The sequence below is a fragment of the Staphylococcus sp. FSL K6-0223 genome, from assembly GCF_038008285.1.
This window is the reverse complement of the sequence record NZ_JBBOYX010000001.1, coordinates 919,641-942,857: the sequence shown is the minus strand read 5'-3', so window position 1 is coordinate 942,857 and position 23,217 is coordinate 919,641. Positions and strand designations below refer to the sequence as shown.

Sequence of the window (23,217 nt, the reverse complement as noted above, 5' to 3'; positions counted from 1 at the left end):
TCTATCACTATATCTTATTTATATTAAAATTAAACGTGCATTAATTCTTCTTTAGCATTTCTATTAAAGTAAGTTTCTGCTTCTCTTAATTTAGATGTTCCAAAAATAGGTTGTTTTTCAGGATTAAGCACTCTGTAGATATTACTTACTTTATTACTTTGTAAAATAAATCCATTACGCGTTTCCATTGTATTCCAATAAATATCACTTGTTGTAGAATGATTAGGATATGCACAATGGTTTCTTGAAATTGTTTGTACAATTTCTAATGGATCGCAACCAAATGTGTTATTTAAAACATCTGAATCTCTAAATAAAGCACAAATTGATACACAAGTTGTCCAATTTGGTAATACACGTTCTTTTTCGATTTGAACAAGTGTTTTTTTAGAAAGACCTATTGTTTGTGCCATAGTATCTTGTGTGTATCCTGCTTCAATACGCACCATTTTAAATTTTGTTTGAATTAAATCTGTAAAACTCTGTCTATCCATTACTCTTCTCTACCTTTCTAATAGGAGTTATTTTATCCGGACGCAAGAAATTGCAATAATACACATTTCTTGAAACACAAATTACATCTTAATATATTTTCAATAAAATGAAAAGAGAAATTTTTGTTTTTACGTATAATTTTATAAATGGCAAAATTATCAAAATAATTAAACTAATAAAACAAGTCATTTGTCTATCATTATCATATTTTAAAATTACCGTTTTTATTTTTAATAGATCTATTCAATTTATATTAATTTATTTTCAATAGCATATATAGCAGCTTGTGTTCGATCTGAAACTTGTAATTTATTAAATATATGACTGACATGTGTTTTAACTGTTTTCTCAGATACAAATAAACTTTTTGCAATGTCTTTATTTGTCTTACCTTTCACCATCTCTTTTAATACTTCCATCTCTCTTTTAGATAATTTATTATTAAAGTGTGGTTTTTCATGCATTGCATCAATTACATTTTTAGCTTTTGGATGTATTATTTTCTCATTATTTAATACTTTAGTAATAGTAGCAATCAGCTTTTGTGGTTCAACATCTTTAATTTCATAACCATCAGCACCTTCATTAATGGCAGACATAACATATTCATCATCCACATAACTTGTAAGCACTAACACTTTTATGTATGGGTAATATTTTTTTATATAATGCGTCACTTCGATACCATTCATTTTAGGCATAACTAAATCTAATAATACTAAATCAGGCATATTATTCTCATTTAAATATTTAATAAATGCGTCACCATCAGAAAAACTTGCTTGTATATCTAAACCCTCAACTGTTGAAATTAGAAATTCTAGTCCTTGTCTAACAATGTGATGATCATCGATTAAAACGATACTTGCCAAATTTATCACCTACTTTAAATTGGAATATTAAGATAAATAGTTGTCCCCATTTGTTTATCTGATTGTATGTTAAATTCTCCGTCTAAACTATGAATACGTTGCTTGATATTTTTTAGACCATGCGTCGTTTGATTTAAGTCATCACTCACATTAAATCCTTTTCCATCATCATAAATTTTAATATATAATTGATGTTCATTTTGTTGCATGTTAATAGATACTTGATTCGTTTGTGCATGTTTCTTCGTATTATTTAAAGCTTCTTGAAGCATTCGGTACACATTTTCTTCAACTAAATTGGATAATTTAATCAATCCTCTTACTTCGATGTTTAATTTTAAATCTAACATATTCGCATAATGTTGAATCGCATTCACTAACCCATGTTCTAAACCAATTGGCTTAAGTTGCCAAATTAACGCACGCATTTCATTTACTGCGTTTTGACTTGTATCTTCAATCATCTTAAATGCTTTTTTAGCTGTTTTATCCTCTGTGATATCATGTGCAGCATGAGCTGTTAGTTTTAATGAAAAAAGCATTTGGTTAACTGAATCATGTAAATCACGCGCTAGTCGATTTCGTTCACTTATTCGTGCTGCTTCTTTTTCTTGGTCTGTTAAGTATATACGTTTAATTGCAGAACCTATTTGTAAAGCTACTGATTCTAGTAACTCTAAATCGTCTTGACTATATACTACAGTATGAGGTGTCGCGACATTTAATAATCCATACTGTTCATCTCCTGATCTAAGTGGTACTGTCGCATGATGCGTAATAAGATAATCATCTTTTTCACTTTCTTGATTAGCTAAATTGATTCTTGAACAATTTATAATATTAGATGCTTTTGTTAAATTTTTATGATGATAAGCATTGACACACCAACACGTACCATTATTTAAATACTTACAATTATTATTTTTTAATGAATGAGGTAAATCAGTGCTAGCTACAAGTTCTTGTTCACCTTTTTTATTGATTAAAAAAATCCAACCTGTTGTAAAACTGCTACCATTGATTAAATAATCTAATACTTTATTCATCATATTATATAATTCAGTTTCTTCATTAAGATATTCTGCAATTTCTTTTAATAATGCTAAACGTGTCGGTTTTTCCATATTTTCGCCCCATTTTGTTATTTTGCGTTTATTATTATATCGTTTATTTTTAAAATTTAAAAATAGACTGATGAAAACAATTATAATTATCATTGTAAATTATGATATGATTAAACAGAATATAATAGGAGGATATTATGAAATTCAATGTACCTGAAACTTTCAATAATTATACGTTACGTGAAATTTTTCAAAAGTTAAAACTACCAAAAAAAGACTTACACCAATTAAATATGTCTAAAGATATCACGATTAATCAACAACCTAGTAAATTGACAGATAAAGTTGTCACAAATGATGTTGTTTATATTCCTATCCCTGAAGAAAAAAGTAATTATTTACCAAGTTATCGTTACGCACAGATTGCATATGAAGATAACGATTTAGCTATTGTAATGAAACCTAAAGGGGTTAAAACTCATCCAAATGATTTAAAAGAAAGCAATACACTAATGAACCATGTTATCTATACTATGGATAGCGACTACGTTGAACCGATTCATCGTCTAGACCAAGAAACTGTGGGATTATTAATTGTTGCTAAAAATCCTTTAATGAAAAAAATACTAGATAGAATGCTTGAAGAGAATCAAATTACACGTATTTATCGTGCCAATGTAAAAGCATTACTACCTCTAAAACCACAAACAATTGATATGCCAATCGGTAAAGATAAATTTCATCCCAATAAGCGTCGTATTTCTAATACCGGACAACGAGCTATCACTCATATCTTAACATCAAAAATGATTAAAGAAGGCATTTGTCAATTGGAAATAAAATTAGATACAGGACGTACCCATCAAATACGTGTACATTTAGCAGAAATTGGTCATCCTGTCATAGGTGATCCATTATATGGAGATGCTACCTTACGTCAATTAGAATTGAATAGTTATAAGATTGAATTCACTCACCCACTTACTCAAGAATTGATTTCTGTAAGTTTAGATGATGAATAAATTTTTAAAATGCTCCTTTTAGATAACGCAGATCAAAGCATTATCTTTAAAAGGAGCATTTCAATTGATAATGTTATTTTAATGAGGATCGACCATATCTTCTGGTTTAATCCATTCCTCGAATTGTTCTTCTGTAACGTAGCCAGAATTAATTGCTGATTCTTTAAGTGTTAAACCTTCATTATGAGCTTTTTTAGCTATTTGAGCTGCTTTTTCATATCCAATATGAGGATTTAGTGCAGTTACAAGCATTAATGATTGATTTAAATAATGATTGATATTTTCTTCAATTGGTTCAATACCTATAGCACAATTTTTGTTAAATGTTTCCATTCCATCAGCTAATAAGTAAATAGATTGCAATGTATTATGAAGAATCACAGGTTTAAATACATTAAGTTCAAAATTACCTTGAGAACTCGCTATACCTACTGTCGTATCATTTCCTATCACTTGTACTGCAACCATTGTTAGCATTTCACATTGTGTTGGATTAACTTTACCTGGCATAATTGATGAACCTGGTTCATTTTCTGGAATTGAGATTTCCGCAAGTCCGGCTCTAGGTCCTGAAGCAAGCCATCTTATATCATTTGCTATTTTCATTAAGTCTGCTGCCAATGCTTTTAGTGTTCCATGAAGTTGCACCACTTCATCATGTGAGGTTAAAGCATGAAATTTATTTTCAGATGAAACAAATGCATAGCCTGTATGTTCTGAGATATATTTAGCTACTTTATCTCCAAATTCTGGATGTGCATTAATTCCTGTTCCAACTGCTGTTCCACCAATAGCTAAATTTAAAATATGTTGTTTAGATTCAGCTAATAATTGTTCACATTTATCTAGCATATAACGCCATCCACTAATTTCTTGTCCTAATCGAATTGGAGTAGCATCTTGTAAGTGAGTTCTACCAATTTTAATAATTGATTGATATTGGTTTTCTTTTTCTTTAAATGTGTCTCGTAAATGTTTTAAAGCAGGTTCTAATTTCGTTTCAATTTCATGGTATAAAGCAACATGCATAGCTGTAGGGAATGTATCATTCGAACTTTGAGATTTATTAACATCATCATTGGGATGAATCGATTCATCGCTATTATGTTCTTTTAAGTACTCATTAGCTACATAACTTACGACTTCATTCACATTCATATTACTTTGAGTACCGCTTCCCGTTTGCCATACAACTAAAGGAAAATGACCATCAAGTTCTCCTTTTAAAATTAAATCACAAGCATAAATGATAGCATCTTTCTTAGTATCACTTAATTTTCCTAATTCATGATTAGCAAGCGCGGCACCTCTTTTTAACTGAGCAAAACCATAAATCACCTCAATAGGCATATGTTCTTTACCTACTGGAAAGTTACGCTTACTTCTTTCAGTTTGTGCGCCCCAATATTTATCAGATGGTACTTCAATTTCACCAAACGTATCATGTTCAATTCTTACAGACATTCAATAATCCCCCTTATTTATGATTTAGTAATAGTATATCATTAATAAAATTAATGTAGCAATTCGAATATAAAGCGGTTTCATTTATAAAAAATAAAACACATGAAGTTGTATTACTTCACGTGTTTAAGAATAAATCTTATTCATATTTATATTTTACTGCTTTTACAACTGAAATAGCACTTATTATATACAAAATAGCGCTTATGACAAGCGTAACAGGACTTATCTTTACTAACATACCTAAAACCCCACCTAAACTTCGATAAAAATCATTAAGTGTATATGCCAAGATTCCTGTTACAATTAATATACATATAACACTAATCATAATTCCTTTTTGATTACTCTTAATGAATGGATGAGCAGTTGCATTATCTATTAAATCCTTTGATAAATTCAATTGTAATTGAATCACTTTAAATAACACTGGTAGATAGAGTGCTCCTAGAGCAATGGGAAAACCTTTAATAGAAATTAAACTAACAATGATTGTAATAATTGTTAAAGGTAGCCAATACTTATGTAACATATTTTTATCTCCTTCATTTTCATTAAAATATATTGTATCATAAGTTGTATTTCATAAAAAAAGCATTTTAATTAATCTATCGAAACAATTAATTAAAATGCTAAAATATATTAATTTAAATCTGAACGCGCTTCTGAATCATGTGTTTGATTATATTTATCTTCATCATTTTCTTCAGAAATCTGTTCCATTTCTTTTCCTAATGCTTCTAAATCATCCATATTTTGAACCATTGCATTTTCGTCTTCATGATAATTACGTTTACTATCTTTACTCATAAAAATAACCTCACAATAAAATTAAATATTATGCAAATCTCGCTGTGAAGTATTCTTTAACGTCTTCTGGTAATCCATCAGCAGCAGCTCTGTCTAAAACAACTGTTACCATACGATGTACTTTTAAATCAGCAGGTAAAAAGTTTGATTTACCATTTTCTTCATATAATCGTTTGATAACTTCACTTTTTTCAGCACCAGTTACAACTAAGATAATTTCGCGTGCCTTCATCAAACCTTGACGAATATTAACATCTAAATGTCCAGAGTTATCAATTGAAACAACTTGTAAAGTAAGTTTTCCTTTATTTTCTTTTGTTTTAATTCTATCATTGATTAATGATTCAGCATCATCATCAAGACTAATAGAATATACTTGCTCAGAAGGTACACCTAAAGCTTCATAGAACGAATGATTATCGTCATAGTCAAGAATATTAATTTGACTAAAATCTACAGCGTTACGATCAACTGATTTTTTTAATTCATCTAATACAGGTGCAGAATCCTTGTTTAAATGGAAACCAGCAATGGTAGTTGGGTTATTGTTAAATTGTTTTCTAATAATATCTCCAGCATAGTCTGCTGCATGTTGTTTATCTTCGAATACTTTAAAATTCATTGCCATAATAATTACACTCCTCTAAATGTAAAGTTCAACTAAAATAATTCATTTATTTACTAAATTACCCTATTTAAGGGGATATCAAACTATTTTAAAATTTTTATAATAATTCATTAATAAATATAACATTTTTTATTCTATTATAGTAATTAATTTTAAATTCTACTTTAATCCTGGGAAGTTTTGTTGTCGTAATGCTTCATAAATCAATAAAGCAGCAGTATTAGATAAATTTAAAGAACGAATATGATCACTCATAGGAATTCTTAAAGCAGTATCTGCATACTTCTCTTTTACCCAATCTGGTAAACCTGTAGTTTCTCTACCAAAGATAAAATAATTTTCTACTTCAGTATTTGAAAAATCAAAATCACTATAAGTTTGTTTACCAAATTTAGTAAGTAAATAATATTTACCATTTGTCACTTCGAAAAATGATTCAATGTTTTCATGATAAGTGATATTAACATGTTCCCAATAATCTAATCCAGCTCGTTTTAGCATCTTGTCATCTGTACTAAAGCCTAATGGTTTAATTAAATGCAAGTGTGTATTGGTACCTGCGCATGTACGTGCAATATTCCCAGTGTTTGCAGGTATTTCTGGTTGGAATAACACAATATGGTTTGTCATTTTTATTTCCTCATTTCTAGTCCTTTTCTCATTTCAACTTGAACTTCTTCAATCTCATTATCAAAATGCTCATAAATAAATGTTCTTGCATCATCGCCTAGTATTTGGCCAATAGCCCAATATGCTGTTCCTCTTATCATGGGTCTTGGATCATTCAATGCCACTTCCTTTAATTCAGGAATAGCCGTTTCTTCACCAAAATGTGCAAGTGCAATAATTGCATTCCGCTGTATAGGTTTCTTACCTCTCCATGCTCCTGCCAAATGACCATAAGTATTTTTAAATTCTTTATTACTCATTTGTAACAATGGAACTAAACGTGGCTTTAATATTTCTGGTTCTAAAATAATATCTTCGTGAGTTGTATTAATGCCTCTATTTTTCGGACAAACTTGTTGACAAGTATCACAACCATAAAGACGATTACCAATTTTATATCGATACTCATCTTTTAAATATCCTTTAGTTTGAGTTAAAAAGCTGATACATTTTTGAGAATTCAGTTGACCATTCCCTACTAAAGCACCCGTTGGACATCTATCTACACAAATTGTACAATCTCCACAACTGTCTAATATAGGATCATCCGGTTCAAAAGGAATACTAACTAACATTTCTCCTAAATATGTCCAAGTTCCTAGTTTTGGATTAATAACAAATCCATTTCTACCAACGAATCCTAATCCTGCTCTTTCAGCTACAGCGCGATCTGAAAGTACTCCAGTGTCAACCATGCTTTTTATTTCGACATCAGGAACCTTAGATTGAATAAATTCACTTAATTTGTCTAATCTTTTTTTCATAATTGAATGATAATCTTGACCCCAAGAGGCTCTCGCAAACATTCCTCTTCTATCGCCTTTTACACTTTTTGGCGCTCCCTTTAGCTTATTTGGATAACCAACAGCAATAGCTATAATAGAACGCGCTGTGGGTAAAGATAATTTAGGTTCTGTTCGTAACGCAATATCTGATTCTTCAAAACCTGATGCATAACCTTTTTCATGATAATCTACTAACTTTTGTTTCAGTTCATCGAAAGGATCAGCAGTAGTAAAACCAATACTATCTATACCAATGGAATACGCATAGTCAATGATTTCCTGTTTAAGTTGATGGTTCATCAACACTCTTGCCTCCTATAAAAAAGTCCATAGAACATTTTAACATAATCTTAATTTTTTATGATATTAAATATTTTTATAAATAAAAAAGAATCTGAGATATACTTTAAAGTATCTCAGATTCTTTAACTTTGAGAATGTTATAAAGAAAGTCTATATTTATAATTCAGAATAAATTCTATCTTCTTTTCTTAATTAACTTTTATTACTTTTTAGATATAAAACCTTATAAATGTTTTATCAGTCTTCATATACAACATGCTATAATACTTTCGCCAAAAAGTTTTTAGTTCTTTCATGTTTGGGATGATTAAATAATTGATCAGGTGTTTCACTTTCAACGACATATCCATCTGCCATAAATATTACTTTATCACCAACATCTTTAGCAAAACCCATTTCATGAGTTACAACCACCATTGTCATACCCTCTTTAGCTAAATCTTTCATAACTTTAAGTACTTCATAAACAACTTCAGGATCAAGTGCTGATGTTGGCTCATCAAATAATATGACATCAGGATGCATAGCTAAAGCTCTTGCTATTGCTACCCTTTGTTTTTGTCCGCCAGAGAGTTGAGAAGGATATGCGTTAGCTTTCTCTTCAAGTCCTACTTTTTTTAGAAGTGCTTTACCTTCAATTTCTAGTTTTTTTAAATCAACTTTTTTTAACAACTTAGGTGCTAAAATGACATTTTCTAATACTGTTTTGTGAGGAAATAAATTGAAATTTTGAAATACCATTCCCATTTTTTGACGTAATTCACTTAAATTTATATTTTTATGTGTTAATTCTTTTCCTTCAAAAATCACTTTTCCATTTGATGGTGTTTCTAATAAATTCATACATCTTAATAATGTACTTTTACCACTTCCTGATGGTCCTATAATTGCTACAACTTCTCCTTTATTAATTTCTAAATTTATATCTTTGAGTACTTCATTTTTATTAAATGATTTATTTAAATTTTGAACTTTAATCACTGGCTTTCATTCTCCCTTCGATTAAACTCATACCTCTAGATAATGTAAATGTTAAAACAAAGTACATTATCGCAGCGATAATTAACGGTGTAAAAGGATCAAATGAAATACCTTGTACAACCTGAGCGTTAAACATAATTTCTCCTACTCCTATAGTAGAAACAATAGATGATTCTTTAATTAGTGTTACAAATTCATTACCTAACGCTGGTAAAATATTTTTAATTGCTTGGGGTAAAATGATATATCTCATTGTTTTAGAATAATTTAATCCTAAACATTGCGCTGCCTCTGTTTGCCCTTTATCAACAGCATTAATTCCAGCTCTAAATATTTCTGCAATATAAGCAGAAGAATTAATAACTAGTGCGATAGTACCACATACTAATGCTGAAACGTCTAAACCTAGAACAGCTGTCGTTCCAAAGAAAACTAAAAATACTTGAACTAACATCGGTGTTCCTCTTAAAAATTCTATGTAAATAGAGGCAATCCATGAAAGCAATTTAAACTTACTCAATTTAGCTAAAGCAATTAAAGCTCCTAATACTGCTCCTAATACTACACCAATCATTGATATTAAAATTGTATTTTTAAGTCCTTTGATAAAAAATGCACCATACTTATCAAAAAAGCTACTATCGTCTTGCATATCTTTAGAAGCTTTGTCCATGTATTTGCTAATTAAATGTTGGTCATTGACTTCCTTAATAGATTTATTGACATTCGCTAAAAGAATAGGTGAATTTTTTGGCACAGCTATGACATTATCTTTCTTTTCTTCATTAAAATTCACATTAGCTATCATTAAGCTGTTATTTTGTTTTACATATGCTTCAGCAACAGGTTTTTCTATTACCAACCCTTCTACCTTATTACTTTTAACTGCAAGAATAGCATCTGGTAGACGATTTAATGAACTAATGTCTGCATTCTCTATTTCTTGTTGCGCAATTTTTTCTTGTTCAGTCCCTTTTTGTGCTGCAACTTTTTTATTAGAAAAGTCTTTTAATGTATGAAATTTATTTTTATCGCTTTTTCTAATAAGCATTACATTGCCCGTTTTAGTATAAGAATCTGAGAAATCAACTTCTTTCTTTCTTTCTGGTGTTGAAGTCATACCAGAAATAATAACATCAATTTTTCCCGTTTTTAATGCACCGAGTAAACTATCAAATTGCATATTCACAATTTTTAATTTTAAGTGATTATCTTTAGCAATTTTTTTAGCTAAATCGATATCTATACCTGCGTATTCACTCTTACCTTTTACAGTCTTTTCAAATTCAAATGGTGCATAATCAGCTGATAATCCTACTCTTAATTCCCCACTTTCCTTAATTTTTTCCCATTTTGCATCTTGATCAGCGTGAGCCATAGGTTCTATATTTATAAAGGTCAAACTAATTAAGATTGCTATGATCATTGTTTTAAAAATATATTTCATATAGCAACCTCCTATAACTTTTTAATTATTATACACAATAAAGTATTAATATGCAATAAAAAAATTCGAATAAAAAAAGCATCTACATTACTATAGATGCTTAAATACCTTTAAAATAATATTATTGGTGAGTGATTTCAAATCTATAAATATTATCATTATATGATGGTATAAACTTTTTGCATAATTCATGAATAATAAAAGCACTAATGAATGGAACAATAAAATAACCTAATGCTAATAGAAGAATATTAAATGTTGAATCACCCGGCATTCTATTAAACGCATTAATTGGACCAACTAATCCTGTATAACCAAATCCAGCTGATAATGGTGTTCCTTTTATTCCAATGAAGTATGTTAACAAACCGGAAATAATACCATTAATGGTTAATGGTATTGCAATGATTAAATGTTTTAAATAAACAGGAATCATCATCTTCGCAGCGCCAATAAACAAAACTAAATTGACACCAACTGAATTGACACGTAAAGAACCAAAGAAAAAAGTAACGCATGCAGCCACAATTCCCATGTTAGCAGCACCACTACCTAACCCATTTAAACTAATAGCTGTAGCAATAGCAACTAGAGAAATTGGCGTAACCATTAGTAGTGAAAATGTCACACTTATTAAGATAGACATAATTAAAGGATTAAATTCAGTAAATGAATTAATCACATGTCCTAAACTTTTTGTGATAATTTGTATATATGGCAAAGTCGTTAATCCAATTAATCCGCTGACTACTGGAATAAATACAGGTAAAATAATCATTTCTAAAGAACCAAATTTTCCTTGTAATAATAAATATAAAGCACATGCGATAATAATAACTAAAATTACGTTTATAATATCGCCAATTCCTTTTAATGCAATACCTTTGGCATTCATTTGTATAGCTCCAGAGCCCAACATTGCTGATATACCTATCATACTAGCACCCGCACCACTAAATTTGAATTGATGTGCTGCCAATATTCCAATAATAAATGCCATAAATGATTGAATAATTGTCACTAATTGAAAAACAAGCTCTAATATTGGATGTTGATCTTTAAATAATTTTAGTAGTTCTCCTAAAAGTGCATTTGGAAGTAATGCAATAACTACTCCTGCACCAACTGCATTAAGAATATTACTAAAAAAATATTTTAAGTTTATTCTAGTTCTACTCATAATAGCCTCCATTTTTAAATATTAGCTATATAATATTATATTATCTCATTTTATACAATATAAAATAAGTAGTTAAAAAAATATCAAATAAAAAAGGATTAAGTAGAGTGTTCTACTTAATCCTTTTAAATCCATTACATACCGGCGGTCGGGGTCGAACCGACACTCCAATAAAGGAACGGGATTTTGAGTCCCGCGCGTCTGCCAATTCCGCCACGCCGGCTTAATATATATAAATAAAAAACTTCCCTATGGAAGCAATTATGGAGCGGAAGATAGGACTTGCACCTATATCTTGTTCCGGGAAGGAACATATTCTAAAAATTGAAATACTCCCGCATTATATCAAATTATGGAGCGGAAGATAGGACTTGCACCTATACCTTGTTCCGGGAAGGAACATATTCTAAAAGTTGAAATACTCCCGCATTGTATCAAATTATGGAGCGGAAGATAGGACTTACACCTATATCTCATTCCGGGAAGGAATGTGTTCTAAAATTGAACTACTCCCGCATAGCACATGGAGGCGGCAACCGGATTTGAACCGGTGATAAAGGTTTTGCAGACCTCTGCCTTACCACTTGGCTATGCCGCCAAAAAAACTGGGCTAGCTGGATTCGAACCAGCGCGTGACGGAGTCAAAGTCCGTTGCCTTACCGCTTGGCTATAGCCCATTAATAATAAAGGGCGGTTGATGGGAATCGAACCCACGAGTGTCGGAACCACAATCCGATGCGTTAACCACTTCGCCACAACCGCCATGGCAGGGACAGTAGGAATCGAACCCACATCAAAGGTTTTGGAGACCTCTATTCTACCGTTGAACTATGTCCCTATTTATGATGGTGGAGGGGGGCAGATTCGAACTGCCGAACCCGAAGGAGCGGATTTACAGTCCGCCGCGTTTAGCCACTTCGCTACCCCTCCGTTAAGATGGTGCCGGCCAGAGGACTTGAACCCCCAACCTACTGATTACAAGTCAGTTGCTCTACCAATTGAGCTAGGCCGGCAAGAAATGGTTCAGGACAGAGTCGAACTGCCGACACATGGAGCTTCAATCCATTGCTCTACCAACTGAGCTACTGAACCATATATATTAAAATGATTAAATGGCGGTCTCGACGGGAATCGAACCCGCGATCTCCTGCGTGACAGGCAGGCGTGTTAACCGCTACACTACGAGACCAAAATAAATTGCGGGAGGCGGATTTGAACCACCGACCTTCGGGTTATGAGCCCGACGAGCTACCGAACTGCTCCATCCCGCGATAATAAAAATGGCGGAGGAAGAGGGATTCGAACCCCCGCGGCCCGTTAAGGCCCTGTCGGTTTTCAAGACCGATCCCTTCAGCCGGACTTGGGTATTCCTCCACATTTTATAGGTAAATTGCTATTAAATTATTAGATGGCGGTCTCGACGGGAATCGAACCCGCGATCTCCTGCGTGACAGGCAGGCGTGTTAACCGCTACACTACGAGACCAAATACGGAGGAAGAGGGATTCGAACCCCCGCGAGCCGTTAAGCTCCTGTCGGTTTTCAAGACCGATCCCTTCAGCCGGACTTGGGTATTCCTCCAAAATTATATGGACCTTGCAGGACTCGAACCTGCGACCGAACGGTTATGAGCCGTTAGCTCTAACCAACTGAGCTAAAGGTCCAAATTTTAATTCTACAACTAATAATTAGTGGCGGTGGAGGGGATCGAACCCCCGACCTCACGGGTATGAACCGTACGCTCTAGCCAGCTGAGCTACACCGCCGTTATATAGTTTGTAAATGATTTAAATGGTGGAGACTAGCGGGATCGAACCGCTGACCTCCTGCGTGCAAAGCAGGCGCTCTCCCAGCTGAGCTAAGCCCCCATAATAAATTTTAAATTTCCTATCGGGAAGACAGGATTCGAACCTGCGACCCCTTGGTCCCAAACCAAGTGCTCTACCAAGCTGAGCTACTTCCCGTAAGAGAACGCGCCCGATAGGAGTCGAACCCATAACCTTTTGATCCGTAGTCAAACGCTCTATCCAATTGAGCTACGGGCGCAAAATAATAATGCCGAGGACCGGAATCGAACCGGTACGGTGATCTCTCACCGCAGGATTTTAAGTCCTGTGCGTCTGCCAGTTCCGCCACCCCGGCAAAATAATGGAGCGGAAGACGGGATTCGAACCCGCGACCCCCACCTTGGCAAGGTGGTGTTCTACCACTGAACTACTTCCGCATATGCGGGTGAAGGGAGTCGAACCCCCACGCCGTAAGGCGCTAGATCCTAAGTCTAGTGCGTCTGCCAATTCCGCCACACCCGCGTATACATGTGAGCCATAGAGGATTCGAACCTCTGACCCTCTGATTAAAAGTCAGATGCTCTACCAACTGAGCTAATGGCTCTTAGATGGTGCCGGCCAGAGGACTTGAACCCCCAACCTACTGATTACAAGTCAGTTGCTCTACCAATTGAGCTAGGCCGGCTATTAAATTGAATGGTGGAGAATGACGGGATCGAACCGCCGACCCTCTGCTTGTAAGGCAGATGCTCTCCCAGCTGAGCTAATTCTCCAATATATATGCCTGGCAACGTCCTACTCTAGCGGAACGTCAGTCCAACTACCATCGGCGCTAAGGAGCTTAACTTCTGTGTTCGGCATGGGAACAGGTGTGACCTCCTTGCCATTGTCACCAGACAAATGAATGATTATACATTCAAAACTAGATAGTAAGTAAAGATTTGCGTCGCAAAACTTGAAAAAATTGATTAAGTCTTCGATCGATTAGTATTCGTCAGCTCCACGTGTCACCACGCTTCCACCTCGAACCTATTAACCTCATCATCTCTGAGGGATCTTATAACCGAAGTTGGGAAATCTCATCTTGAGGGGGGCTTCATGCTTAGATGCTTTCAGCACTTATCCCGTCCATACATAGCTACCCAGCTATGCCGTTGGCACGACAACTGGTACACCAGAGGTATGTCCATCCCGGTCCTCTCGTACTAAGGACAGCTCCTCTCAAATTTCCTACGCCCACGACGGATAGGGACCGAACTGTCTCACGACGTTCTGAACCCAGCTCGCGTACCGCTTTAATGGGCGAACAGCCCAACCCTTGGGACCGACTACAGCCCCAGGATGCGATGAGCCGACATCGAGGTGCCAAACCTCCCCGTCGATGTGAACTCTTGGGGGAGATAAGCCTGTTATCCCCGGGGTAGCTTTTATCCGTTGAGCGATGGCCCTTCCATGCGGAACCACCGGATCACTAAGTCCGTCTTTCGACCCTGCTCGACTTGTAGGTCTCGCAGTCAAGCTCCCTTATGCCTTTACACTCTATGAATGATTTCCAACCATTCTGAGGGAACCTTTGAGCGCCTCCGTTACCTTTTAGGAGGCGACCGCCCCAGTCAAACTGCCCGCCTGACACTGTCTCCCACCACGATAAGTGGTGCGGGTTAGAAAGCCAACACAGCTAGGGTAGTATCCCACCAACGCCTCCACGTAAGCTAGCGCTCACGTTTCAAAGGCTCCTACCTATCCTGTACAAGCTGTGCCGAATTTCAATATCAGGCTACAGTAAAGCTCCACGGGGTCTTTCCGTCCTGTCGCGGGTAACCTGCATCTTCACAGGTACTATGATTTCACCGAGTCTCTCGTTGAGACAGTGCCCAAATCGTTACGCCTTTCGTGCGGGTCGGAACTTACCCGACAAGGAATTTCGCTACCTTAGGACCGTTATAGTTACGGCCGCCGTTTACTGGGGCTTCGATTCGTAGCTTCGCAGAAGCTAACCACTCCTCTTAACCTTCCAGCACCGGGCAGGCGTCAGCCCCTATACATCACCTTACGGTTTAGCAGAGACCTGTGTTTTTGATAAACAGTCGCTTGGGCCTATTCACTGCGGCTCTTCTGGGCTTGCACCCTAAAGAGCACCCCTTCTCCCGAAGTTACGGGGTCATTTTGCCGAGTTCCTTAACGAGAGTTCGCTCGCTCACCTTAGAATTCTCATCTTGACTACCTGTGTCGGTTTGCGGTACGGGCACCTAATCTCTATCTAGAGGCTTTTCTCGGCAGTGTGAAATCAACGACTCGAGGAAACAATTTCCTCTCCCCATCACAGCTCAATCTTAAGAGTGCCGGATTTGCCTAACACTCAATCTCACTGCTTAGACGTACAATCCAATCGTACGCTTCGCCTATCCTACTGCGTCCCCCCATCGATTAAAACGATTATAGGTGGTACAGGAATATCAACCTGTTATCCATCGCCTACGCCTGTCGGCCTCAGCTTAGGACCCGACTAACCCAGAGCGGACGAGCCTTCCTCTGGAAACCTTAGTCAATCGGTGGACGGGATTCTCACCCGTCTTTCGCTACTCACACCGGCATTCTCACTTCTAAGCGCTCCACATGTCCTTGCGATCATGCTTCAACGCCCTTAGAACGCTCTCCTACCATTGTCCAAAGGACAATCCACAGCTTCGGTAATATGTTTAGCCCCGGTACATTTTCGGCGCAGTGTCACTCGACTAGTGAGCTATTACGCACTCTTTAAATGATGGCTGCTTCTAAGCCAACATCCTAGTTGTCTGGGCAACGCCACATCCTTTTCCACTTAACATATATTTTGGGACCTTAGCTGGTGGTCTGGGCTGTTTCCCTTTCGAACACGGACCTTATCACCCATGTTCTGACTCCCAAGTTAAATTAATTGGCATTCGGAGTTTGTCTGAATTCGGTAACCCGAGAGGGGCCCCTCGTCCAAACAGTGCTCTACCTCCAATAATCATCACTTGAGGCTAGCCCTAAAGCTATTTCGGAGAGAACCAGCTATCTCCAAGTTCGATTGGAATTTCTCCGCTACCCACAGTTCATCCGCTCACTTTTCAACGTAAGTCGGTTCGGTCCTCCATTCAGTGTTACCTGAACTTCAACCTGACCATGGGTAGATCACCTGGTTTCGGGTCTACGACCAAATACTATACGCCCTATTCAGACTCGCTTTCGCTACGGCTCCACATTTTCTGCTTAACCTTGCATCAGATCGTAACTCGCCGGTTCATTCTACAAAAGGCACGCCATCACCCATTAACGGGCTCTGACTACTTGTAAGCACACGGTTTCAAGTTCTCTTTCACTCCCCTTCCGGGGTACTTTTCACCTTTCCCTCACGGTACTGGTTCACTATCGGTCACTAGAGAGTATTTAGCCTTAGGAGATGGTCCTCCCAGATTCCGACGGAATTTCACGTGCTCCGTCGTACTCAGGATCCACTCAAGAGAGAATATATTTTCAACTACAGGATTATTACCTTCTTTGATTCAACTTTCCAGATGATTCGTTTAATATATTCCTTTGTAACTCCGTATAGAGTGTCCTACAACCCCAATAAGCAAGCTTATTGGTTTGGGCTCTTCCCGTTTCGCTCGCCGCTACTCAGGGAATCGAATTTTCTTTCTCTTCCTCCGGGTACTAAGATGTTTCAGTTCTCCGGGTCTGCCTTCTGACAAGCTATGAATTCACTTGTCGATAACACAACATAACTTGTGCTGGGTTCCCCCATTCGGAAATCTCTGGATCAACGCTTACTTACAGCTACCCAAAGCATATCGTCGTTAGTAACGTCCTTCATCGGCTTCTAGTGCCAAGGCATCCACCGTGCGCCCTTAATAACTTAATCTAATATAGTTATTAATCTGTGAGTGTTCTTTCGAACACTAGCGATTATTTTTTATGAATTCAAGCTTTTTTAAAACTCTATTCACTCGGTTTTGCTTGGTAAAATCTATTTACTTACTTATCTAGTTTTCAATGTACAAATTTAATGGTGGAGACTAGCGGGATCGAACCGCTGACCTCCTGCGTGCAAAGCAGGCGCTCTCCCAGCTGAGCTAAGCCCCCAAATTATTAATACTTAATGGTGGGCCTGAGTGGACTCGAACCACCGACCTCACGCTTATCAGGCGTGCGCTCTAACCAGCTGAGCTACAGGCCCATTAAATATTTAAATGTTTAAAATAAACATTCAAAACTGAATACAATATGTCACGTTATTCCATATCATCTCTACGAGATGTTCCGAATATATCCTTAGAAAGGAGGTGATCCAGCCGCACCTTCCGATACGGCTACCTTGTTACGACTTCACCCCAATCATTTGTCCCACCTTCGACGGCTAGCTCCAAATGGTTACTCCACCGGCTTCGGGTGTTACAAACTCTCGTGGTGTGACGGGCGGTGTGTACAAGACCCGGGAACGTATTCACCGTAGCATGCTGATCTACGATTACTAGCGATTCCAGCTTCATGTAGTCGAGTTGCAGACTACAATCCGAACTGAGAACAACTTTATGGGATTTGCTTGACCTCGCGGTTTCGCTGCCCTTTGTATTGTCCATTGTAGCACGTGTGTAGCCCAAATCATAAGGGGCATGATGATTTGACGTCATCCCCACCTTCCTCCGGTTTGTCACCGGCAGTCAACTTAGAGTGCCCAACTTAATGATGGCAACTAAGCTTAAGGGTTGCGCTCGTTGCGGGACTTAACCCAACATCTCACGACACGAGCTGACGACAACCATGCACCACCTGTCACTTTGTCCCCCGAAGGGGAAACTTCTATCTCTAGAAGGGTCAAAGGATGTCAAGATTTGGTAAGGTTCTTCGCGTTGCTTCGAATTAAACCACATGCTCCACCGCTTGTGCGGGTCCCCGTCAATTCCTTTGAGTTTCAACCTTGCGGTCGTACTCCCCAGGCGGAGTGCTTAATGCGTTAGCTGCAGCACTAAGGGGCGGAAACCCCCTAACACTTAGCACTCATCGTTTACGGCGTGGACTACCAGGGTATCTAATCCTGTTTGATCCCCACGCTTTCGCACATCAGCGTCAGTTACAGACCAGAAAGTCGCCTTCGCCACTGGTGTTCCTCCATATCTCTGCGCATTTCACCGCTACACATGGAATTCCACTTTCCTCTTCTGCACTCAAGTTTTCCAGTTTCCAATGACCCTCCACGGTTGAGCCGTGGGCTTTCACATCAGACTTAAAAAACCGCCTACGCGCGCTTTACGCCCAATAATTCCGGATAACGCTTGCCACCTACGTATTACCGCGGCTGCTGGCACGTAGTTAGCCGTGGCTTTCTGATTAGGTACCGTCAAGACGTGCACAGTTACTTACACGTTTGTTCTTCCCTAATAACAGAGTTTTACGATCCGAAGACCTTCATCACTCACGCGGCGTTGCTCCGTCAGGCTTTCGCCCATTGCGGAAGATTCCCTACTGCTGCCTCCCGTAGGAGTCTGGACCGTGTCTCAGTTCCAGTGTGGCCGATCACCCTCTCAGGTCGGCTACGTATCGTTGCCTTGGTAAGCCGTTACCTTACCAACTAGCTAATACGGCGCAGGTCCATCTATAAGTGATAGCAAAGCCATCTTTCACTATCGAACCATGCGGTTCGAAATATTATCCGGTATTAGCTCCGGTTTCCCGAAGTTATCCCAGTCTTATAGGTAGGTTACCTACGTGTTACTCACCCGTCCGCCGCTAACGTCAAAGGAGCAAGCTCCTCGTCTGTTCGCTCGACTTGCATGTATTAGGCACGCCGCCAGCGTTCATCCTGAGCCAGGATCAAACTCTCCATAAAAATTTATGATGTTTGATTAGCTCATAATACTAAATAGTGTTTGTAACATTTAAGTTACTTTATTGGAATTAACGTTGACATATTGTCATTCAGTTTTCAATGTTCGTTTTAACAATTACATTTATTAATTGTATCAAATACTAATTATTTTTGTCAAGAACTTTTTTAATTTTTCTTTTCTTGAAGTTAATTAATATTTCAACAAATAATATCTTATAATAAATTGTTTTTATAATCAATAGTCAAAATTACACTTTCTTAACATTGTTTTAAACTAATTTACTTTGCGTTTTCAAACAATATCTTTTGTTTTTGACGACTTTTATATAATAGCAAGTTTATTATTGAACGTCAATGAATTTTATAATATAAAATCGTTTAATATTTCACACTAAATGTATTCATTATCTTTAATGAGTATTTTTTATACTAAAACTCTATGGTATTTTTTATTTAATATTTATCTTTTAAATTCTTTGATTACTTATAAACAAAAAAAGCAATGACATTAAAGTCATTGCCTAACTTTATTCTTTATTTTTACATTCTTCACACAATCCATAAATTTCCATTCGATGATGTGTTACGTCAAAGTTTGTAACGTGTTGAGCTAATTGTTCAATTTCATCTAATTGAGGATAGTGGAAATCTACTATTTTACCGCATCGTTCACAAATAACATGATAATGATTATGAGTATTAAAGTCGAACCTACTTGATGCATCTCCATAAGTCAATTCTTTTACAATACCTATCTTCTTAAATACTCTTAAATTGTTGTAAATTGTCGCAACACTTATATTAGGAAAATCAGGTGAAAGTGCTTGATAAATTTCATCCGCTGTAGGATGTGTATGTGAGCTAATTAAAAATCTAACAATAGCTTGTCTTTGAGGCGTGATACGAACGCCTGACTTTCTTAATGCTATTATAGCTTGTTCAAGCTCATGTTCAATTGATTCTATTTCTGCACTCATCATTTTCACCATCTTTCTACTTTATAATTATTATTATCTTATTAATAATATAACTACTTTCATACGGCATTGTCAATTATTCCATAAGTTTTATATTAATAGCCATCTTTTAAGTCTACTACGTTCTCACTTATTTCTTCTTTATTGAGAAAATGAGATAGATTTCTTTCAAATATTTTCGTTGCTTCCTTTTTATTTTCTTTATCATTACCAGTTATATGTGCAGTAATTGTCACGTTATCTAAATCATAAAGTGGATGTTCTGATTCTAGTGGTTCATTTTCGAATACATCCAAGTAAGCATGACGTATTAATTTTTCTTTAAGTATTTCAATTAAATCGTCTTCTTCTACTATAGTTCCTCTTCCTACATTAATAAATAAGGTATCTTCCTTCATTAATTGGAAGTGATGTTTGTTTAATAAATGATATGTTTCTTTGGTTTCTGGTAACGTATTAATTATTATATCCGCTTCTCCTAATAGTTCGTCTAATTCATTTATCTCATATGTTTGATTAAATCCTTCTTTTTGTTTTCCTGTTTTACTTACACCTATTATTTTCAATTCGAAAGGTGTCAATAACTTTACAGTATCTTGAGCAATAGCTCCAGTACCTAAAAATAAAATTGTTTCATCCTTTAAACGTTTACCTGTCAAAGTACTATCATAAATATGCTTTTGTTGATTAATAAATGATGTTTTCATTTTTTTATGATCATCTAATATAAAAGTTAGTATATATTCTGAAAGTTGCTTTGATTGTATTCCTCTAGTATTGGTTAAAATAATTCCTTTATTCTTAATATACTCTAATGGTAGATTGTTTACGCCTGTTGCATACCATGCAATCCACTTTAAATTCGGGCAAGACTTTATAAATCTTTCATTAATCTCCCCGTCATACCCTATCAATACCTCGAGTTCTTTTTTTTCATTATCTGGAATATTATCTGCTTTATCATAAAACAAAAATGAAATATCAGGATACTTTTCTATTAATTCATTTTCTATATTACCTAAACGTTTCAAGCTTACGATTTTCATTTATCTCACTCCAGCATTTGTTTTAATTCATCTATTTGTGTTTTAACTTTTACTTTTTCAATGATATTTGTAATATATCCCGCTTCATCTATTACAAACGTTGTTCTCACTATTCCCATATTTTCTTTTCCAAAACTTTTCTTCAAACGATATATTCCTACTGCCTTCGATAACTTAAATTCATCATCAACTAACAAATCAAAATTCAAATGATGCTTATTAATAAAGTTTTCGTGTTTTTTTCTAGAATCCCCGCTAATACCATAAACTTTAACTTTCATATCATTAAAGTATTGTATATTATCTCTAAAGTCACATGCTTCTGTTGTACACGTTGGTGTGTTATCTCGTGGGTAGAAATATAATATTGTTTTTTCTCCCATAATTTTTTCATTAGTAATTAATTCACCATTTTGATTCTCTAATTCAAATTTTGGAAAAAGATCTCCTATTTTTAACATCGTATCACTCATTTCTTCATATTATAATTATTATGTTACGATAGTAATGAATATTATTAAATAAGAAAGGTTGATACTCTATGAATTTCACTGAAAGTGAACGTCTTCAAAAGTTATCAAATGAATATATTTTAGGTGGAGTTAATTCTCCTTCACGCTCTTATAAAGCTGTTGGCGGAGGTGCTCCCGTAGTTATGCGTGAAGGTCATGGCGCTTATCTTTACGATGTCGATGGAAATAAGTACATTGATTATTTACAAGCATATGGTCCTATAATCACTGGTCATGCTCATCCTCATATTACTGAAGCTATCCAAGATCAAGCGGCTAAAGGTGTGTTATATGGTACACCGACTGAACTTGAAATTGATTTTAGTAAAAAATTACGAGCAGCTATTCCTTCATTAGAAAAAATTCGTTTTGTTAATTCTGGAACAGAAGCAGTAATGACTACAATTCGAGTTGCTAGAGCTTATACTAAAAGAAATAAGATTATTAAATTTGCGGGGTCTTATCATGGCCATTCTGATTTAGTATTAGTTGCTGCAGGAAGCGGACCTTCTCAATTAGGTTCTCCAGATTCAGCTGGTGTACCTGAAAGTGTCGCTAGAGAAGTCATTACTGTACCTTTCAATGACATTGAATCTTATAAAGAAGCCATGTCACATTGGGGAGATGAAGTAGCAGCTGTATTAGTAGAACCTATTGTAGGTAATTTTGGTATGGTAAAACCTCAACCAGGCTTTTTAGAAGAAGTTAACAACATCACTCATGAACATGGGGCTTTAGTGATTTACGATGAAGTCATCACTGCTTTCCGCTTCCATTATGGCGCTGCACAAGATTTATTAAATGTTTATCCAGATTTAACAGCATTTGGTAAAATTGTTGGTGGTGGATTACCAATCGGTGGCTACGGTGGCCGTCAAGATATCATGGAACATGTTGCTCCATTAGGCCCAGCATACCAAGCAGGAACAATGGCAGGTAACCCACTTTCAATGAGAGCAGGTATTGCATTACTTGAAGTTTTAGAGCAAGATGGTGTATATGAGAAATTAGATAATTTGGGTAAACGTTTAGAAGATGGTTTAAATAAACTTATCGAAAAACATCATATTACTGCAACAATTAATCGTATTTATGGATCGCTAACACTCTATTTTACAGATGAAAAAGTAACACACTACGAACAAGTAGAAAATTCTGATGGTGAGGCATTTGCAAAATTCTTTAAACTTATGCTTAACCAAGGTATTAATTTAGCACCTTCTAAATTTGAAGCATGGTTCTTAACTACTGAACACACTGAAGAAGATATTGATCGAACATTAGAAGCGGCTGACTATGCCTTCAGTCAAATGAAATAATATTTA

At 36.0% G+C, this 23,217-nt stretch carries 18 protein-coding genes, 29 tRNA genes and 3 rRNA genes; 3 read left to right on the top strand and 47 right to left on the bottom strand.

The genetic code is table 11. The features are described from left to right. Positions 1 to 29: 29 nt before the first annotated feature. The 3 genes from xdrA to MHI13_RS04750 form a co-directional block, all read right to left on the bottom strand. Complete coding sequence (gene xdrA, locus MHI13_RS04760; protein ID WP_002449642.1) at positions 30 to 494, bottom strand: XRE family transcriptional regulator XdrA; 465 nt, start codon at positions 492 to 494, stop codon at positions 30 to 32. A 249-nt stretch (positions 495 to 743) separates the two neighbouring features. Continuing rightward, the gene (locus tag MHI13_RS04755) at positions 744 to 1,367 is read right to left on the bottom strand and encodes a response regulator (protein WP_017176394.1); all 624 of its coding nucleotides are present in this window, start codon (positions 1,365 to 1,367) and stop codon (positions 744 to 746) included. A gap of 14 nt (positions 1,368 to 1,381) precedes the next feature. Next, positions 1,382 to 2,491: a GAF domain-containing sensor histidine kinase gene (locus tag MHI13_RS04750; RefSeq protein ID WP_017176395.1), complete on the bottom strand. Its 1,110-nt coding sequence runs from the start codon at positions 2,489 to 2,491 to the stop codon at positions 1,382 to 1,384. Between the two features lie 137 nt (positions 2,492 to 2,628). Here MHI13_RS04750 and MHI13_RS04745 point away from each other — a divergent pair, with 137 nt between their 5' ends. Then, on the top strand, positions 2,629 to 3,453 hold the full coding sequence (locus tag MHI13_RS04745) for an RluA family pseudouridine synthase (RefSeq protein ID WP_019835689.1): 825 nt from the start codon (positions 2,629 to 2,631) through the stop codon (positions 3,451 to 3,453). A gap of 78 nt (positions 3,454 to 3,531) precedes the next feature. Here the strand turns inward: MHI13_RS04745 and fumC are convergent, their stop codons facing one another. The 9 genes from fumC to MHI13_RS04700 form a co-directional block, all read right to left on the bottom strand. Continuing rightward, complete coding sequence (fumC, locus tag MHI13_RS04740) at positions 3,532 to 4,917, bottom strand: class II fumarate hydratase (protein ID WP_017176397.1); 1,386 nt, start codon at positions 4,915 to 4,917, stop codon at positions 3,532 to 3,534. A gap of 139 nt (positions 4,918 to 5,056) precedes the next feature. After that, positions 5,057 to 5,449, bottom strand: coding sequence for a hypothetical protein (locus MHI13_RS04735; protein WP_017176398.1), 393 nt, complete (start codon positions 5,447 to 5,449; stop codon positions 5,057 to 5,059). A 110-nt stretch (positions 5,450 to 5,559) separates the two neighbouring features. Further along, complete coding sequence (locus MHI13_RS04730; protein WP_249339582.1) at positions 5,560 to 5,733, bottom strand: SAS053 family DNA gyrase inhibitor; 174 nt, start codon at positions 5,731 to 5,733, stop codon at positions 5,560 to 5,562. A 22-nt stretch (positions 5,734 to 5,755) separates the two neighbouring features. Beyond that, positions 5,756 to 6,355 (bottom strand): 6-phosphogluconolactonase, encoded by a 600-nt coding sequence (locus tag MHI13_RS04725; protein WP_017176400.1) that lies wholly within the window; start codon positions 6,353 to 6,355, stop codon positions 5,756 to 5,758. Positions 6,356 to 6,514: 159 nt separating this feature from the next. Next, positions 6,515 to 6,985 carry a tRNA (uridine(34)/cytosine(34)/5-carboxymethylaminomethyluridine(34)-2'-O)-methyltransferase TrmL gene (trmL, locus tag MHI13_RS04720; protein WP_017176401.1) on the bottom strand — a complete coding sequence of 157 codons (471 nt, stop codon included), beginning with the start codon at positions 6,983 to 6,985 and terminating at the stop codon, positions 6,515 to 6,517. A gap of 2 nt (positions 6,986 to 6,987) precedes the next feature. Then, on the bottom strand, positions 6,988 to 8,109 hold the full coding sequence (gene queG / locus MHI13_RS04715; RefSeq protein ID WP_019835688.1) for a tRNA epoxyqueuosine(34) reductase QueG: 1,122 nt from the start codon (positions 8,107 to 8,109) through the stop codon (positions 6,988 to 6,990). 261 nt (positions 8,110 to 8,370) lie between these two features. Continuing rightward, the gene (locus MHI13_RS04710) at positions 8,371 to 9,093 is read right to left on the bottom strand and encodes an amino acid ABC transporter ATP-binding protein (protein ID WP_019835687.1); all 723 of its coding nucleotides are present in this window, start codon (positions 9,091 to 9,093) and stop codon (positions 8,371 to 8,373) included. Continuing rightward, positions 9,086 to 10,540 carry an ABC transporter substrate-binding protein/permease gene (locus MHI13_RS04705; RefSeq protein WP_017176404.1) on the bottom strand — a complete coding sequence of 485 codons (1,455 nt, stop codon included), beginning with the start codon at positions 10,538 to 10,540 and terminating at the stop codon, positions 9,086 to 9,088. The genes MHI13_RS04710 and MHI13_RS04705 overlap by 8 nt, the downstream gene beginning before the upstream one ends. Before the next feature lie 121 nt (positions 10,541 to 10,661). Further along, the gene (locus MHI13_RS04700; protein WP_353961513.1) at positions 10,662 to 11,678 is read right to left on the bottom strand and encodes a PTS transporter subunit IIC; all 1,017 of its coding nucleotides are present in this window, start codon (positions 11,676 to 11,678) and stop codon (positions 10,662 to 10,664) included. Here MHI13_RS04700 and MHI13_RS23450 point away from each other — a divergent pair. Next, complete coding sequence (locus tag MHI13_RS23450; protein ID WP_353626971.1) at positions 11,647 to 11,745, top strand: hypothetical protein; 99 nt, start codon at positions 11,647 to 11,649, stop codon at positions 11,743 to 11,745. The two genes, MHI13_RS04700 and MHI13_RS23450, sit on opposite strands and share 32 nt — an antisense overlap. A gap of 114 nt (positions 11,746 to 11,859) precedes the next feature. Here MHI13_RS23450 and MHI13_RS04695 read toward each other — a convergent pair. The 35 genes from MHI13_RS04695 to MHI13_RS04525 form a co-directional block, all read right to left on the bottom strand. Next, positions 11,860 to 11,943 (bottom strand) — tRNA-Leu (locus MHI13_RS04695). Positions 11,944 to 11,984: 41 nt separating this feature from the next. Continuing rightward, positions 11,985 to 12,059 (bottom strand) — tRNA-Gly (locus tag MHI13_RS04690). 14 nt (positions 12,060 to 12,073) lie between these two features. Next, positions 12,074 to 12,148: transfer RNA gene (locus tag MHI13_RS04685), tRNA-Gly, on the bottom strand. A 14-nt stretch (positions 12,149 to 12,162) separates the two neighbouring features. Then, positions 12,163 to 12,236: transfer RNA gene (locus tag MHI13_RS04680), tRNA-Gly, on the bottom strand. A gap of 8 nt (positions 12,237 to 12,244) precedes the next feature. Further along, a tRNA-Cys gene (locus MHI13_RS04675) sits at positions 12,245 to 12,318 on the bottom strand. 7 nt (positions 12,319 to 12,325) lie between these two features. Continuing rightward, positions 12,326 to 12,397 (bottom strand) — tRNA-Gln (locus MHI13_RS04670). Between the two features lie 12 nt (positions 12,398 to 12,409). After that, positions 12,410 to 12,482: transfer RNA gene (locus MHI13_RS04665), tRNA-His, on the bottom strand. A 2-nt stretch (positions 12,483 to 12,484) separates the two neighbouring features. Further along, positions 12,485 to 12,558, bottom strand: a tRNA-Trp gene (locus MHI13_RS04660). 8 nt (positions 12,559 to 12,566) lie between these two features. Next, a tRNA-Tyr gene (locus MHI13_RS04655) sits at positions 12,567 to 12,650 on the bottom strand. A 7-nt stretch (positions 12,651 to 12,657) separates the two neighbouring features. Beyond that, positions 12,658 to 12,733 (bottom strand) — tRNA-Thr (locus MHI13_RS04650). A gap of 6 nt (positions 12,734 to 12,739) precedes the next feature. Continuing rightward, a tRNA-Phe gene (locus tag MHI13_RS04645) sits at positions 12,740 to 12,812 on the bottom strand. 21 nt (positions 12,813 to 12,833) lie between these two features. After that, positions 12,834 to 12,909: transfer RNA gene (locus MHI13_RS04640), tRNA-Asp, on the bottom strand. 8 nt (positions 12,910 to 12,917) lie between these two features. Next, positions 12,918 to 12,991, bottom strand: a tRNA-Met gene (locus MHI13_RS04635). A gap of 10 nt (positions 12,992 to 13,001) precedes the next feature. Further along, positions 13,002 to 13,094: transfer RNA gene (locus MHI13_RS04630), tRNA-Ser, on the bottom strand. Between the two features lie 35 nt (positions 13,095 to 13,129). Continuing rightward, positions 13,130 to 13,205: transfer RNA gene (locus MHI13_RS04625), tRNA-Asp, on the bottom strand. Between the two features lie 5 nt (positions 13,206 to 13,210). Next, positions 13,211 to 13,300: transfer RNA gene (locus MHI13_RS04620), tRNA-Ser, on the bottom strand. Positions 13,301 to 13,309: 9 nt separating this feature from the next. Then, positions 13,310 to 13,383: transfer RNA gene (locus MHI13_RS04615), tRNA-Ile, on the bottom strand. Between the two features lie 28 nt (positions 13,384 to 13,411). Beyond that, positions 13,412 to 13,485, bottom strand: a tRNA-Met gene (locus tag MHI13_RS04610). Positions 13,486 to 13,511: 26 nt separating this feature from the next. Next, positions 13,512 to 13,587 (bottom strand) — tRNA-Ala (locus MHI13_RS04605). 22 nt (positions 13,588 to 13,609) lie between these two features. Further along, a tRNA-Pro gene (locus tag MHI13_RS04600) sits at positions 13,610 to 13,683 on the bottom strand. Between the two features lie 8 nt (positions 13,684 to 13,691). Further along, positions 13,692 to 13,765: transfer RNA gene (locus MHI13_RS04595), tRNA-Arg, on the bottom strand. Positions 13,766 to 13,775: 10 nt separating this feature from the next. Beyond that, positions 13,776 to 13,861: transfer RNA gene (locus MHI13_RS04590), tRNA-Leu, on the bottom strand. Between the two features lie 7 nt (positions 13,862 to 13,868). Next, positions 13,869 to 13,943, bottom strand: a tRNA-Gly gene (locus MHI13_RS04585). A 3-nt stretch (positions 13,944 to 13,946) separates the two neighbouring features. After that, a tRNA-Leu gene (locus MHI13_RS04580) sits at positions 13,947 to 14,028 on the bottom strand. A gap of 9 nt (positions 14,029 to 14,037) precedes the next feature. Continuing rightward, positions 14,038 to 14,110: transfer RNA gene (locus tag MHI13_RS04575), tRNA-Lys, on the bottom strand. A gap of 5 nt (positions 14,111 to 14,115) precedes the next feature. Next, positions 14,116 to 14,191, bottom strand: a tRNA-Thr gene (locus MHI13_RS04570). 12 nt (positions 14,192 to 14,203) lie between these two features. Then, positions 14,204 to 14,279: transfer RNA gene (locus MHI13_RS04565), tRNA-Val, on the bottom strand. A 9-nt stretch (positions 14,280 to 14,288) separates the two neighbouring features. Beyond that, positions 14,289 to 14,403: ribosomal RNA gene (rrf, locus tag MHI13_RS04560) — 5S ribosomal RNA — on the bottom strand. Between the two features lie 67 nt (positions 14,404 to 14,470). Beyond that, positions 14,471 to 17,392, bottom strand: a 23S ribosomal RNA gene (locus MHI13_RS04555). A 145-nt stretch (positions 17,393 to 17,537) separates the two neighbouring features. Next, positions 17,538 to 17,613 (bottom strand) — tRNA-Ala (locus MHI13_RS04550). 17 nt (positions 17,614 to 17,630) lie between these two features. Next, positions 17,631 to 17,707, bottom strand: a tRNA-Ile gene (locus MHI13_RS04545). Between the two features lie 99 nt (positions 17,708 to 17,806). Then, positions 17,807 to 19,357 (bottom strand): 16S ribosomal RNA (locus MHI13_RS04540). Together the 16S, 23S and 5S rRNA genes with 29 tRNA genes alongside form the textbook arrangement of a ribosomal RNA operon. Before the next feature lie 527 nt (positions 19,358 to 19,884). Further along, the gene (gene perR, locus MHI13_RS04535) at positions 19,885 to 20,334 is read right to left on the bottom strand and encodes a peroxide-responsive transcriptional repressor PerR (protein WP_017175209.1); all 450 of its coding nucleotides are present in this window, start codon (positions 20,332 to 20,334) and stop codon (positions 19,885 to 19,887) included. 95 nt (positions 20,335 to 20,429) lie between these two features. Continuing rightward, the gene (locus MHI13_RS04530) at positions 20,430 to 21,380 is read right to left on the bottom strand and encodes a phosphoglycerate dehydrogenase (protein ID WP_017175210.1); all 951 of its coding nucleotides are present in this window, start codon (positions 21,378 to 21,380) and stop codon (positions 20,430 to 20,432) included. A 5-nt stretch (positions 21,381 to 21,385) separates the two neighbouring features. Beyond that, on the bottom strand, positions 21,386 to 21,841 hold the full coding sequence (locus tag MHI13_RS04525; RefSeq protein ID WP_017175211.1) for a peroxiredoxin: 456 nt from the start codon (positions 21,839 to 21,841) through the stop codon (positions 21,386 to 21,388). Positions 21,842 to 21,921: 80 nt separating this feature from the next. On the opposite strand from MHI13_RS04525, the gene MHI13_RS04520 reads away from it, so the two are divergent. Beyond that, on the top strand, positions 21,922 to 23,211 hold the full coding sequence (locus MHI13_RS04520; RefSeq protein ID WP_017175212.1) for a glutamate-1-semialdehyde 2,1-aminomutase: 1,290 nt from the start codon (positions 21,922 to 21,924) through the stop codon (positions 23,209 to 23,211). The last annotated feature ends 6 nt before the right edge of the window (positions 23,212 to 23,217 follow it).